Genomic DNA, 13137 nt, shown 5'->3' on the forward strand with positions numbered 1-13137 from the left:
CCCGTACCTCGGGGTGCACTACCCCCGTCGGGCAGGAATACCCGGTTAACCGGGTATTCCTGCACTTCTCGGGCATTGCAACACCTGAGAAGTGCAGGTTTCACCGGTGAACCGGGTATTCATTCCCGCGCCCAGGCGAGCTGCATGATCTCGTCGCCGTCGTGGAGGATGCTGCAGTTGTTGGTGTCGGTGAAGCCGGTGCGCTCGTAGAGGCGCTGGGCGCGCCGGTTGTCGGTGCGGGTCCAGACGCTGAGGCCCTCCCAACCGCGTGACTGGAGGTCGCGGATCATCTCGGTGCCGACGTGGGAGCCCCAGACGGCAGGATCGACGAAGACCATCGAGATGTGGCCGTAGCCGGGGAGTGGTACGCCGTCGACGAGATAGGTCTCGGCCACCAGCATCCCCGCCGGGCGGGTGCCGTAGTGGGCGAGCAGCGCCAGCTCGGCGGAGTCCAGCTTCTCGCGGACGCGGCGGATCCTGGCCTCGGTGGCGGTGCGGCGGCGGGCGGCGTTGGCCGCCCGCCAGACGTCGAGCGCAAGGGCGCGCTGCTCGTCGCTGCTGATCTCGGCGACGATGATCCTCGGCATCTAGGCGGCTACAGAGTCATCAGCCAGATGCCGAGCACGAGCATCACGATCATGAAGATCGCGCCCACCCACAGCAGCACGATCCAGGTCGAGGGGTTGTCCTCGGGCTCGGCGGCCATCAGCGAGGAGACGTACTCCTGCTGGACGCCGTAGTCGCCGAAGTCCTGCTCGATCGGTTCCGGCTCGGCGACGTAGCCGTAGCCGGTCTGCCACTCGCCGGCCTCCTCGCCGGCGTAGGCATCTTCCGCGTAGCCGGTCGCGTAGGCGGGCTCGGTTTCGTAGACCTCGGCCGCGGTCTCCTGTTCCTCAGGCGGGGCCCAGTGGCGGACCTGACCGTTGCGCGACTCCTGGACGAGCATCCCGGAGGGCTGGACGAAGGGCTGGTACGCCGCCTCGACCGTGACCTCGGAGACCGGCTCGGGCTCGGGGACGGGCTCGGGTCCGGGAAGCGGACCAGGCTCCGGGGTCGGGTCGGGGACGGGCTCCGGATCGGGGACGGGCTCGGGCTCCGGGACCGGCGTCGGCTCCGGGAAGGGCGAGGGATCCGGGATCGGCGACGGCTCGGGCTCGGGGATCACGGCCTGCTCCGCGACGGCCGGCTCGTGTCCCGGCGGGGGAGTGGCCGGCGGCGGGGCGGTCGGCGGGGCGTACGCCGGGCGGACCGCGGTGGTCCCGTCGGGCTCGTCGTCGGTGTCGAGCTTCTCCTCGACGGACGGCGCCTGGCGCCTCGAGGTGCGCTCGGTGGGCTCGTCGTTGGAGGCCGAGGATGCCGGTCCCGGCACGTTGTCGTCGCCGTAGGCGCTGATCCGAGGCAGGCTGAGGGAGGTCTGCGCCGCGTCGGGCTCGTCCTCGACGGCCTCCGGGGCGGTCGACTGGACGGGTTTCCGGATCACGGTCGTCTCGTTGGGCTCGTCGAGCTCATCGGGCTCGGGCTTCGCTTCAGCAGCGGACACGGGCGGCGTCCTTTCCTCTACATCGGTGGAGTCAGCCTCGGCTGCTCGGTCGGGATCCGTGGCGACCGCGAGTCCACACATCGGGCACGCCGGCTCGTCGGACAGCCGGTGTCCACACTGTGCGCAGCTGGTCATGCCACCCCCATGGCGTCGAAGATCACTCCCGTGCGTTCCCAAGCCTAGGTCACCCGCCTTAACCTTGGGCCGATGCCCGCAGATCGCGGAGCAGGGGGATATCGGGGTTGTCCGCGTCGCGAGAACCGGGAGTCTCCAGGATGAAGGGGACTCCGTCGGTCGCCGGATGCGCGAAGAGCTCCTCGAAGGCCTTCGTGCCGATGTGGCCGCGGCCGATCTGCTCGTGGCGGTCGAGGTGCTTGCCGCGTACGTCCTTGGAGTCGTTGGCGTGGATCAGCCGGAGCCGCCCGGGGCCGCCGATCTCGACGATCCGGTCGACGCACGCGGTCGCGCCACCGGGCTCGTCCAGCGGGGCGCCGGCGGCGAAGACATGGCAGGTGTCCAGGCAGATCCCGGCCTTGGGGTGGAAGTCGACGGCCGCCAGGTAGGCCGGCAGGTCCTCGACGCCCGCGCACAGCGAGCGTCCCTGGCCGGCGGTCGGCTCCAGCAGCAGCCAGGGCGCGTCCTCGGCGGCGATCTCGTCGAGCACCGGCAGCAGCGCCTCGCGTACCTGCTTCATCGCGACGGCGTGCTTCTCGGTCGCATCCCCGTCGGGGGAGACGAAGGAGCCGGTGTGGATGACGACCCCTTCGGCGCCGATGTCGGCGGCGCGGCGGAGGTTGTGGGCGACCAGGGCGGCCGACTTCTCGTAGGTGGCTGGGGTCGGCGAGCCCAGGTTGACCAGGTAGGGGGCGTGGACGAAGGCACGCATACCGCGCCGTTCGATCTCTGCCCGGAACGCCTTGTCCTCGGCGGGCTTCCCGGCCGAGAGCGCCCAGCCGCGTGGGTTGCCGACGAAGATCTGCAGGGTCTCGCCGCCGACCGCGTCGGTGTTGGCGAGGGCCCCGGCGACGAGACCCTTGCCGACCTGTACGTGGGTGCCGATCGGGTTGCGAAGAGAGGTCCGAGAAGAGGTCAAGGTCAGTTCAGCCAGATCGTGATCTCGGAGCCGTAGGGCGCCTCGCCACCGGCGGGCTCCTGCCGGGTCACGAAGTTGAGGCCGAGCGCGAAGTCGTCCTTCTCCTCCTTGACCTTGAAACCGGCGGCCTCGAGGGTCTGCTTCGCGGTGTCCTTGCTGCTGCCGACGACGTTGGGGACGGCGACGGCGTCGGGGCCCTTGGCGACCACGAGGGTCACGGTCTCGCCCTTGGGGAGGGTGCCGGAGTTGGGGCTCTGGCTGAGCACGGTGCCGGGCTGGATCTCCTGGTTCTCCTCCTCCTGGATCTCGACCTTCAGACCGTCGGCCTCCAGCGACTTCTTGGCGCGCTCGGCGCTACGACCGGTCCAGTCGACGATGTCGACGGGTGCCGGGCCCTTGCTGATCACGAGCACGATCGCCTTGCCGGGTCGCACCAGGGTGCCGGCGCGCGGCTGGGAGTTGATGACGTAGCCCTCGGGGACGTTGTCGTTGAACTTCTCGATCGGGTCGCCGATGCCGAGGCCCTTGTCGCGGATCTCGTCCTGAGCGTCGTCGGCGAGCATGCCCTTGAGCTTGGGCACGGAGTATTCCTCGACGCCCTTGCTCACGCTGATCTCGACCGTCGATCCGGGCAGCGCCTTGTCGTCGCGGCCGGGGTCGGAGTCGATCACCACGCCCTCCTCGACGGTGTCGGAGAACTCGGTGTTGGCCGAGACCTCGAAGCCGGCGTCCTGCAGCTGCGTGGTCGCCGCCGCCTTGCTCAGACCGGCCACCGAGGGCACCCGCTCGTAGCGGCCGTCGATGAACCACCACAGGCCGCCCGCCACCAGCGCGACGGCCACCACGGCGGCGCCGATCGCGATCGGGCCCTTCCAGGTCGCCGGCATGCTCCAGCGCTGCTTCGGCTGCGTGGGGGTCGGGGCGATGCGTACGTTCTCCTCGGGCTCGCTCAGCGAGAGGCGGGCACCCGCGGGGAGCCCGACGCCCGGAGGCGGTCCCGGCGGACCCGGGGGACGACCCGGCGGCGGACCGGACGGCCCTGACGCTCCCAGGCCGAGAGCGGGCAGGACGGCGGTCGTCTCGGCGGCGGACTCTTCGCGAGCCCGGGCCGGGGAGTCGGTGCCACCAGCGCCCTGGGCGCCCTGATCGGGTGCGCCGGGCCGGGGGAGCGCCAGGTCGGCGGTGAGGTCGGGGTCGTCGAAGATGCCCGCGGACAGGGTGGCCATGACCCGGTTGACCATGCGCAGCAGCACCCCGGCGTCGGCCGGTCGCAGCTCGGGATCACGGGCGGTCGCCCGGGCGACTAGGGCGTCGACGTACCGCGGGATGCCGGGGGCGGCCTTCGAAGGCGGCGGGACGTCCTCGTGGACGTGCTTGTAGGCGATCTCGACCGGCGAGGGGCCGCTGTGCGGCTTGCGGCCGGTGAGCAGCTCGTAGAGCACGACGCCGGCGGCGTAGACATCGGAGCGTGGCCCGGACCTGGACTCGGTGACCAGCTCGGGCGCGAGATAGGAGACGGTGCCCACCAGGTTTCCGGTGGTGGCGTCGTTGGAGTTGTTGTTCATCACCCGGGCCAGACCGAAGTCGGCCACCTTGACCCGCTGCGAGATCGAGGCGGCACCGGTGGTGATGAGCACGTTCTCGGGCTTGATGTCGCGGTGCACGATCCCGATCGCGTGAGCCGCGGTCATCGCGCTCAGGATCGGCTCGATGTAGGCCAGCGCCTTCGCCGCACCCAGGGGAGCCTGTGAGGCGATGGTGTCGCGCAGGGTGTGTCCCTCGATGTACTCCATCGCGAGGAAGGCGACGCCGTCGTCCTCGTCCTGGTCGTAGACGGCGACCACGTTGGGGTGGGAGAGCTTCGCGGCAGACCTGCCCTCGCGTACGAACCGCTCGGCGAAGTTGCCCTCCTCGTCGAGGTCCTGGTGCATGACCTTGACGGCGACGATGCGGTCCAGCCGCATGTCGTGGGCCACGTAGACCGTCGCCATGCCGCCCTTCGCGACCTTCTCGACGATCCGGTAACGCATCCCCAAGACCTTGCCCAGAAGGGGGTCGGATGCGGTAGCCGAGCCTCCGCCGTGGCGCCCGATGACGTCGTCACGGGGGTCCGCCTCACTAGCCACGCGATCCTCCTGTCTCCGGTCGGAGAAGTATTCCGGACCGGGCAATGGTACGGACCAGCGGGTCCCACTCACGACTTTCCGGACCGGCTACCCGGGCCGGTAATGTGATTGTTATGAGTGAGTTGCGGTTGGCGGAGCAGGACCTGGGTGCCCTGGTTGACGAGTGGATCGACTGGGCTACGGCCGCGTCGCTGCTCGGAGTGACCGTGGGGAAGGTGCGCACCATGATCCGCGAGCACGAGCTCGCCGCGGCAGTGCCTCCGGGGATGAAGGGCCAGCACATCCCGGCCCTGTTCATCCAGGACGGTCTGCCGGTCAAGGGTCTGAGCGGGCTGCTGCACGTGCTCCACGACGGACGCTACGACGACCGCGAGATCATCGCCTGGCTCTTCCTCGACGACGACCTTCCCGGCCGCCCGATCGACGCGCTTCGGGAGAACCGCGGGTCGGAGGTCAAGCGCCGGGCCCAGGCCATGGCACTCTAGACGACCAACCGTTCCGTACGTCTCGGAGGAACCTCGTGAGGTCGAAGTCCGCCCTGATCGGCCTGCTGCTCGCCATCCTGATGGCGCTGGTCGCCGGTTGCGGCGGTGACTCCGGGGCGGACGGTGGCGCGAGAACAGGCACCGACCCCGAGAGCGGGCTCGCCTGGATCGCGGAGTCGGACCTGCCGCCCGAGGGCGTGGAGACGCTCGAGCTGATCGACGCCGGCGGCCCGTTCCCCTACCCGGGCAAGGACGGCAGCACCTTCGGCAACCGCGAGGGGATCCTGCCCGAGGAGGCGTCGGGCTACTACGCCGAATACACCGTGCCGACGCCTGGCTCCGATGACCGGGGCGCGCGGCGTATCGTCACAGGCGAGGGTGGGGAGTTCTACTTCACCGAGGACCACTACGAGTCGTTCTCACGGATCGACCGGGGGTGATGGGCACATGAGTGAGCGACAGCGAGCGACCATTGGCCTCAGGCCGCCGCGTCCGTATTCTTGCGCTTGCGCTACGGAGGTGGCGGCATGAGTGGACTGGCAGGACTACTGGCAGGGAAGGTCGATCCCGGCGTCTATCGCTGGCACACCGAGCTGGCCGCGGCCGACCTCTCCGAGTCGGTGACCGGCGCCGGCTGGTCGCTGGCGCAGATCGCAGACGTTGCCGAGACCAAGGACGAGGTGCTCGGTGCCATCGGCACCGCGCTGGGCTTCCCGGCCCACTTCGGCCGCAACCTCGACGCGCTCTGGGACTCGCTGCGTGACCTCTCCGCGCCCACGGTGCTGCTGTGGGAGACGTGGGGGTGCGCTGCGTACGCGGATCGTGCCGGCTTCGACAAGATCGTCCGGGTGCTCCAGGACCGGTCGGCGGAGATCTCCGAGGACCGTCCGGCGTTCACCGTGCTGCTGCGCGGGGACGGTCCGGAGACGGATCTGACCGACCTGGGCTGATCACCCGACGTTGACCGTACGAGTGGGGTAGCCCGTGGCTCCGTCGGGAGCGGGCGGTGCCTCGTCGGCGGTCTGCGGAGTGCCGGTGCGGTCGTAGGCCCGCGCCTGGATCTGGTGCTCGCCCTCGGTCGCGTCCCAGCGGTAGGTCCACTGGCGCCAGGTGTCGATGCTGTCCTCGGCGGCGAGCGTGGCGGGCTGCCAGGGGCCGTCGTCGATGCGTACCTCGACCTTGCTCACACCCCGGTGCTGCGCCCAGGCGACACCTGCGATGGTGCGTTCGCCGGGCATGACGTCGTCGCCGGGCAGGTCGATGCGGCACTCGGTCTTGATCGGGCCCTCGGCGGACCAGCCGCGGTCGGTCCAGTAGGCGCGGAAGTCGGCGAAGCGGGTCACCTCGAGGTCGGTGAGCCACTTGGTCGCCGAGACGTAGCCGTAGAGGCCGGGGACGACCATGCGGACCGGGAAGCCGTGGTCCCGGGTCAGCGGCTCGCCGTCCTGGGCGATCGCGAGCAGGGAGTCGCGGCCGTCGGTGAGCGCCTCGAGCGGGGTGCCGATGGTGATGCCGTCGGCACCGGTGGACTTCACCGCGTCCGCGTCGGGAGAGACGCCGGCGCGCTTGAGGACGTCGCGGATGCGTACGCCGGTCCAGGTCGCGTTGCCGATCAGGTCGCCGCCCACCTCGTTGGAGACGCAGCAGATCGTCACGCGGCGCTCGTAGAGCGGCATCGCGAGCAGGTCCTCGTAGGTCAGCTCGACCGGCTCGTCGACCAGGCCGTGGATCTTGAGCCGGTAGTCGGAGATGTCGACGCGTGGGGTGAGCAGGGCGATGTCGATGCGGTAGAAGTCGTCGACGGGGGTCAGGTGGGGCGTGAGCCCGTCGATCCGGAGCTCCGCGCCCGCCGGGAGGGGCGCGGCGGGAGAGACGGCCGCGGGGATCGCAACCCTCGTCGCGGGGAGCCGGCGTGCGGTGACCACCTTGGCGCCGACGCCGCCGGCCGCACCCACCGCGGTCACCGCCGCGGCGGCGACCAGGAACCTGCGACGGTCGAAGCCGTCGGGCGCCTCGGCCTCGGTAGTCGGGCTCTTGGCGTCGCGTAGGGGCCGGGTGAGGAGGATCAGTGCGGTGACCCCGACCGCGAGGCCGATCACGATCGCGACGATCCCGGTCGTCCCGTTGCCGGCCCGGTCCGCCAGGAGGGCGGCGATGTCGATGGCCCCGAGGAGTATCAGCATGCCCGCGCCGAGGGCGGGGCGGCGTACGGCCAGAGCGCCGGCGACCCCGAGCAGGGCCAGCGTGACGATCCCGACGCAGGCGAGCAGGATCGGCTTGTCGGCGGTGCCGAAGGTGGCGACCGCCGCCTCCTTGAGCCAGCGCGGGGTGAGGTCGATGACCCGGTCGCCGAGCGCGAGCAGGGGCGAGGCGCCGCCGGCCAGGGCGGCGATGAGCTCGGCGACGCCGAGACCGAGTACGCCGGCGGCGATGCCCGCGAGGGGGCCGTAGGGAAGACGCGGTGCCGAAGCGGAGCTCGAGGTCTTCTGCTCGGCGAGGTTGCCGGATGTCATGCTGTGGGTTCGTGGCCGATCGATGGGCGGATGGGACCAATCCTCCCACTCTTCGGCTGCGAACCCGGGATGAGATCTGTGATGTGTCGGAAGGGGTGGGCATGCGGCGAGCGCTGCGGGTCGTGGGCGACGAGTCGTTGCCCGGCCCCGATGACGACCTGGACCCGGCGGCGGTGCTCGCCGCGGTCGCCGGTGGCGACCTCGATGCCTTCGGCCGGCTCTACGACGAGCTGGCTCCGCTGGTCTTCGGCGTCGCCCGGCGGGTCGTGCGCGACCCCTCGCGGGCGGAGGAGGTGACCCAGGAGGTGTTCACCGAGCTGTGGCGCCAGGCCGCCCGGTTCGACCCGTCGCGCGGCTCCGTCCGGACCTGGGTGCTGACGATCGCGCACCGTCGCGCGGTCGACACCGTGCGCTCCACGCAGGCCTCGCGGGCGCGGGAGGAGCACGTCGCCCGGCGCGAGCCGGTGGACGTCGCCGGCCCGGAGGAGGCTGTGGTCACGGCGTCGGAGCACGAAGGCGTACGCCGCTGCCTGGACTCCCTCACGCCGCTGCAGTCCCAGGCCGTGCGGCTGGCCTACTACCAGGGCTTCACCTATCCCGAGGTCGCCGAGCTGCTCGGCCGGCCGCTGCCGACGGTGAAGTCGCGGATGCGCGACGGGCTGATCCGTCTCAGGGACTGCCTGGAGGTGCGCGATGGCGCCTGACGTACACGGTCTGGTCGGGGCCTACCTCCTCCACGCGCTGGAGCCCGGTGAGCGAGCAGAGGTCGAGGCGCATCTGGCTGCCTGCCCCGACTGCCGCGAGGAGGTCGACTCGCTGCGGTCGGCGACCGCGTCGCTCGCCGATGAGGTCGCCGAGACTCCGCCGGCGTCGCTGCGCGCGAGCGTGATGCGTACGGCCTCGGAGACTCCGCAGCTCCCGCCCGTGGTCGCCGCGGGCCGCGCTCGTCGTCGCTGGTTCGCGGGCGCGATCGCCGCGGTCGCGGCCCTGGTCATCGGTGTCGGCGTGACGGTCGGCGTCGTCTTACGAGATGACGACCCGCCCGCGATGACCGCCGCCCAGGTGATCGCGGCCCCGGACGCGCGGATGCACAAGGAGGAGACCTCCGACGGCGAGCTGATGGTTGCGATGTCCCACGAGATGCACATGGTCGCCGTCGACACCGCCCACCTCTCGCGCCCGGAAGGGATGACCTACCAGGTCTGGTGGCACACCGACGCCGGGATGGAGTCCGCCGGCGTCCTCGACGAGGAGATGGCCGTCGCCGTACCGGTCGAGGATGGCGACCTGATGGTCACCATGGAACCCGAGGGCGGCTCCGACCAGCCCTCGGAGAAGGTCCTCTTCCAGATGCCTGCCGAGCGTCTCTGACGCCGGTCAGACCGTGCGCTGGGTGGCGGCGGTGGCGAGGGCGCGGAGGACTTCGGCGGCGCCGGCGTCGAGGACCCCTGACGACTTGGCGTCGTCGAGGGCGGTGAGTCCCTGGTCGGCGAGCTCGGTGATGGTCTTCTCGACCTGCTGCTCGGCGCCGGAGGAGGCGATGATCGTACGCAGCGCCGCGACCTGGTCCGCGGTGAGCGGCTGACCGAGGGAGCGGTCGAGGAGGTCGGCGTCGGCGGGCGGTGACGCCTTCAGGGCGAGCGCGACCAGGACGGTGCGCTTGCCCTCGACGAGGTCGTCGCCGGCCGGCTTGCCGGTGACCGAAGGGTCGCCGAAGACGCCGAGGAGGTCGTCGCGGAGCTGGAAGGCCTCGCCGACGGGGAGGCCGTAGGCCGACAGCGCCTCGATCTGCTCCGGGGAGGCTCCGGCCAGGGCGGCGCCGACGTGGAGGGGGCGCTCGACGGAGTACTTGGCCGCCTTGTAGCGCACCACCTTCATCGCCGCCTCGACGTCGGCCGCGCCGCGGGCCTGGACGGTGATGTCGAGGAACTGCCCGGCGATCACCTCGCTGCGGGTGTGGTCGAACACCGAGAGCGCCGGGGAGGTCTCGGAGCCCCCGAACCCAGAGGTACGCAGGAGCTCGTCCGACCAGGTCAGCAGCAGGTCGCCGAGGAGCACGGCCGCGGCGTCGCCATAGGCACGGGACCGGCCCGGCCAGCCCGCGGCGGAGTGGTCGGCCTCGAACGCGCGGTGCGCGGACGGCGCTCCGCGCCGGGTGTCGGAGTCGTCGATGACGTCGTCGTGCACGAGCGCAGAGGCCTGGAGCAGCTCGAGCGCGGCGGCCGCCCGGACGAGCGACTCCTCCTCGGCCCGCGAGGGGGAGGGGTGGACCGCATGGAAGCCCCAATAGCAGAACGCGGCCCGTAGCCGCTTGCCGCCGGACATCGACTCGCGAGCCCGGCGCAGCAGCGGTTCGACCTCGTCACCGAGCGGAGCCAGCCGCTTGGACTGCGTCTCGAGAAAGGTGTCCAGTGCCCCCTGGACGCGACGGCGGAATTCATCGGCGTCCCACGTTTCATTCACTCTCCGAGCCTAGGGCACTCACTACGATGGCCCGATGGTGACTGGACGTGGACGCTCCCTGGCGGAGCTGATCAACCAAGGCGAGCGCTCGTTCTCCTTCGAGTTCTTCCCGCCGAAGGACGAGGCCGGCGAGGAGCAGCTGTGGAACGCCGTGCGCGCATTGGAGCCCTACCGCCCCACCTTCGTGAGCGTCACCTACGGCGCCGGCGGCTCGACCCGGGACAAGACGGTCGCCATCACCGGCCGGATCGCCGCGGAGACCGAGCTGCTCCCGGTCGCCCACCTGACCTGCGTCGGCCACACCCGCGACGAGGTCGCGGCGATCCTGGACGCCTACGCGGCGAAGGGAGTCGCGCACGTGATGGCACTGCGCGGCGACCCCGCCGAGGGGCCGCGCGCCGAGTGGACCCCGACCCCGGGCGGCCTCGACTACGCGGTCGACGTGGTGAAGCTGGCCCGCGAGCGCGGTGACTTCCGCATCGGCGTCGCCGCCTTCCCGGAGGGCCACCCGAGTGCCGAGTCGCTCGAGGCCGACGCCGACGTACTGGTCGCCAAGGCGAGGGCCGGAGCGGAGTTCGCGGTCACCCAGATGTTCTTCCGTGCCTCCGACTACTTCGGCCTCGTCGACCGGGTCCGTGCCCGCGGCGTCGACATCCCGATCCTGCCCGGGATCATGCCGATCCTGAACCTGGCCGCCATCCGTCGCCAGAGCGAGCTGATCGGCGCCGAGGTCCCCGAGGAGATCGTCGAGCGCCTCAGCGCCGCCGGCCCCGAGCCCGCCGACATCCGTGCCGAGGGCATCGCCGTGGCCGCCGAGCTCTGCCAGGAACTCCTCGACGGAGGTGCCCCGGGGCTGCACTTCTACACCCTGAACCGCTCCAAGGCGACGCTGGAGATCTTCGCCAAGCTCAACGTGACGGTCTAGCCTGCGCTCACCTCTCGGCAGGCCCGATCGACTGCGCGACCAGCGCGGACGAGAGACCGGCGTACGGCAGCCCGGAGCCGGGGGTGGCGTGGGCGCCGGCGGCGTAGACGTTGGGGAGCGGGGTGCGCGGCCCGAGGCGCTGGAACACCGTGCCGCGTCCCGCCCACTTCACGCCCAGCGGTGACCCGCGCCAGCGGCGTACGAGCTCGGCGGCGCCCAGGTCGACACGGTGCACGACGTGCTCCCGCAGATCGATCTTGTGGCGCGCCAGCGCCAGCAGGACGTCCTCCATCAGCTTGCCGTGGGAGTGGATCGTCCAGGCGTGCTGCCCCTCGGGGGCGAGCCCGCGGGTGCGTACGACCAGGGTGGGCTCGCCGTGGAGCACCAGCTCGTCGGGAAGGTCGACGAGGTGCTCGGGCAGCGAGGAGAGCCCGAGGTGGAACGTCATCGGCGGGATCGCCGGCAACGTACGTTCCACCAGCGGCCGCAGGGCCGGCACCGAGCGCGGGTCGAAGGCGACCACGACCGCTCCGTCGGCGCCGAGATCGATCTCCCCGGCGGTGGTGCTGACCGCGACCGCCCGTCCGTCGCGTACGACGATGTCCTCCACGCGGGTCGCGGTCTGCACCGAGACCCGGCGGGTGGCCATCCGGGCGGCGAGCACCTCGGCCACGACCCCCATCCCGCCCTCGACCCGCCAGGCGCCGAAGCGCTGCTCGAGATAGGCGGTGAGCCCCGCCCAGGCAGGTACGTCACGCAGCTCCTGCCCAGCCGCGACGAACGGGTGCGCCGCGACCAGCCGGAGCCGCTCGTCCTTGAACGTCTTGCGCAGCCGCTTGTGGAGGGTCTCGCGCGACCGGAACCGCTCCGCGACGGCCGAGGGCAGCGCCGTGGGCTCCCACGGCACCTCGAAGTAGTGCTGGCGCAGCACCTCCCAGTCGTCGTTGAACCGGGCGACGTAGTCGGTCCACTGCCGGCCCATGCCCGGGCCCAGCTCGTCGAAGGCCGTCAGCTGGGCGCCGCGGGTGCCGCCGGGCACCGAGACCGAGGTCTTGTCGGTGAACCGGTGCTCGCGGATGACGTCCATCGGCACCAGCTCCAGCTCACGCTCAGCCGGCCGCCCGGACTTGCGGAACAGGTCGCGCATCACCGCGGGCAGCAGGGTCGAGGTCGCCGAGGCGTCCCAGGTGAACCCCTCCTCACGCACCGGCACCAGGGCGCCGCCGAGCTGACCGGAGGCCTCGAGAAGGGTCACCGAGTGGCCGAGCTTGGCCAGCCTGGCGGCGCTGGCCATCCCGGCGTACCCGCCCCCGAGGACGACGACCGCGGTCACTGGACGGGGTAGGGCTTGGTCGTGCCGTCGGACGGACCCCCCGGAGGAGGGGCGCCACGTCGTCCGCGCCGGGTCAGCCTGCGCCAGCCCCCACGCACGGCGCGGAGGAGGAGATACACCAGCACCAGCCCGGCCACCAGCAGGATCGCGGCGATGCCGGCGGCGGCCAACGGGTGCTGGGTGGCGAACCAGACCACGCCGAGGACGAGACCGTCCTCGGCCAGGCTGACCACCGAGTTGGAGACCGGCTCGGGGGAGGAGTTGACCGCCAGCCGCTCGCTGGCCTTGACCACGTGGGACATGAACGCCGAGGTGCCGCCCACGACGCCGCCGACGGCCGCGTTGAGCGAGTCGGCCTCACCGGCGAGCAGGACGCCGATCACGGCGCCGATCGTGGGCCGGATCACCGTGGAGATCGAGTCCCACGTCGAGTCGACGTAGGGCACCTTGTCCGCGACGAACTCGATCGCGAACATCGCCCCGGCGGCCGCCAGCACCGGCCAGGTGCCGAGCACGTCAGGGATCTCCTCGGCCCCCGTCGTACGCTGCACGACGCCGAGCACCAGCACGACCAGATAGGCGTTGATGCCACTGGCCCACCCGCTGGAGAAGGTCAGCGCTAGAGATTCCATGGGGACATCTTGGCGTACGACACCGAC

Annotated in this window: 14 protein-coding genes; 6 read left to right on the forward strand and 8 right to left on the reverse strand. The window is 71.4% G+C overall.

Annotation, left to right across the window (positions count from 1 at the left end):
• Positions 1–119: 119 nt before the first annotated feature.
• The 4 genes from ABTX24_RS17945 to pknB form a co-directional block, all read right to left on the reverse strand.
• Complete coding sequence (locus ABTX24_RS17945) at positions 120–587, reverse strand: GNAT family N-acetyltransferase (RefSeq protein ID WP_350841450.1); 468 nt, start codon at positions 585–587, stop codon at positions 120–122.
• Positions 588–595: 8 nt separating this feature from the next.
• A complete protein-coding gene (locus tag ABTX24_RS17950; RefSeq protein ID WP_350841452.1) occupies positions 596–1540 on the reverse strand; it encodes a hypothetical protein in 945 nt (314 codons plus the stop codon).
• Positions 1541–1733: 193 nt separating this feature from the next.
• On the reverse strand, positions 1734–2633 hold the full coding sequence (locus ABTX24_RS17955) for a deoxyribonuclease IV (RefSeq protein WP_350841454.1): 900 nt from the start codon (positions 2631–2633) through the stop codon (positions 1734–1736).
• 2 nt (positions 2634–2635) lie between these two features.
• Entirely contained in the window at positions 2636–4759 is a 2124-nt protein-coding gene (pknB, locus tag ABTX24_RS17960) for a Stk1 family PASTA domain-containing Ser/Thr kinase (protein WP_160024353.1), read from the reverse strand.
• A 113-nt stretch (positions 4760–4872) separates the two neighbouring features.
• Between pknB and ABTX24_RS17965 the strand changes: the two genes are divergently transcribed.
• The 3 genes from ABTX24_RS17965 to ABTX24_RS17975 all read left to right on the forward strand — a co-directional run bounded on the left by ABTX24_RS17965 (position 4873) and on the right by ABTX24_RS17975 (position 6194).
• Positions 4873–5244 carry an Rv2175c family DNA-binding protein gene (locus tag ABTX24_RS17965; RefSeq protein WP_350841455.1) on the forward strand — a complete coding sequence of 124 codons (372 nt, stop codon included), beginning with the start codon at positions 4873–4875 and terminating at the stop codon, positions 5242–5244.
• A gap of 35 nt (positions 5245–5279) precedes the next feature.
• Complete coding sequence (locus ABTX24_RS17970; RefSeq protein ID WP_201451061.1) at positions 5280–5684, forward strand: guanyl-specific ribonuclease; 405 nt, start codon at positions 5280–5282, stop codon at positions 5682–5684.
• An 87-nt stretch (positions 5685–5771) separates the two neighbouring features.
• A complete protein-coding gene (locus ABTX24_RS17975; protein ID WP_350841457.1) occupies positions 5772–6194 on the forward strand; it encodes a barstar family protein in 423 nt (140 codons plus the stop codon).
• Here ABTX24_RS17975 and ABTX24_RS17980 read toward each other — a convergent pair whose 3' ends face one another.
• Positions 6195–7757, reverse strand: a complete 1563-nt coding sequence (locus ABTX24_RS17980) for a molybdopterin-dependent oxidoreductase (RefSeq protein ID WP_350841459.1) — start codon at positions 7755–7757, stop codon at positions 6195–6197.
• A 101-nt stretch (positions 7758–7858) separates the two neighbouring features.
• Between ABTX24_RS17980 and sigK the strand changes: the two genes are divergently transcribed.
• Both sigK and ABTX24_RS17990 read left to right on the forward strand, forming a co-directional pair.
• Complete coding sequence (gene sigK / locus ABTX24_RS17985; protein WP_350841461.1) at positions 7859–8461, forward strand: ECF RNA polymerase sigma factor SigK; 603 nt, start codon at positions 7859–7861, stop codon at positions 8459–8461.
• Positions 8451–9128, forward strand: coding sequence for an anti-sigma factor (locus tag ABTX24_RS17990; RefSeq protein ID WP_350841463.1), 678 nt, complete (start codon positions 8451–8453; stop codon positions 9126–9128). Before sigK ends, ABTX24_RS17990 begins: the two co-directional genes overlap by 11 nt.
• Positions 9129–9134: 6 nt before the next feature.
• On the opposite strand, the gene ABTX24_RS17995 is transcribed toward ABTX24_RS17990, so the two are convergent.
• Positions 9135–10220 (reverse strand): polyprenyl synthetase family protein, encoded by a 1086-nt coding sequence (locus tag ABTX24_RS17995; protein ID WP_350841465.1) that lies wholly within the window; start codon positions 10218–10220, stop codon positions 9135–9137.
• 34 nt (positions 10221–10254) lie between these two features.
• On the opposite strand from ABTX24_RS17995, the gene metF reads away from it, so the two are divergent.
• Entirely contained in the window at positions 10255–11145 is an 891-nt protein-coding gene (gene metF, locus ABTX24_RS18000) for a methylenetetrahydrofolate reductase [NAD(P)H] (RefSeq protein WP_160024347.1), read from the forward strand.
• A gap of 7 nt (positions 11146–11152) precedes the next feature.
• On the opposite strand, the gene ABTX24_RS18005 is transcribed toward metF, so the two are convergent.
• Both ABTX24_RS18005 and ABTX24_RS18010 read right to left on the reverse strand, forming a co-directional pair.
• On the reverse strand, positions 11153–12478 hold the full coding sequence (locus ABTX24_RS18005; RefSeq protein ID WP_350841467.1) for a phytoene desaturase family protein: 1326 nt from the start codon (positions 12476–12478) through the stop codon (positions 11153–11155).
• The gene (locus tag ABTX24_RS18010) at positions 12475–13110 is read right to left on the reverse strand and encodes a DUF4126 domain-containing protein (protein ID WP_160024344.1); all 636 of its coding nucleotides are present in this window, start codon (positions 13108–13110) and stop codon (positions 12475–12477) included. The genes ABTX24_RS18005 and ABTX24_RS18010 overlap by 4 nt, the downstream gene beginning before the upstream one ends.
• Positions 13111–13137: the final 27 nt, after the last annotated feature.

It is taken from the genome of Nocardioides sp. NPDC127514 (assembly GCF_040302125.1).
Classification (GTDB): domain Bacteria; phylum Actinomycetota; class Actinomycetes; order Propionibacteriales; family Nocardioidaceae; genus Nocardioides.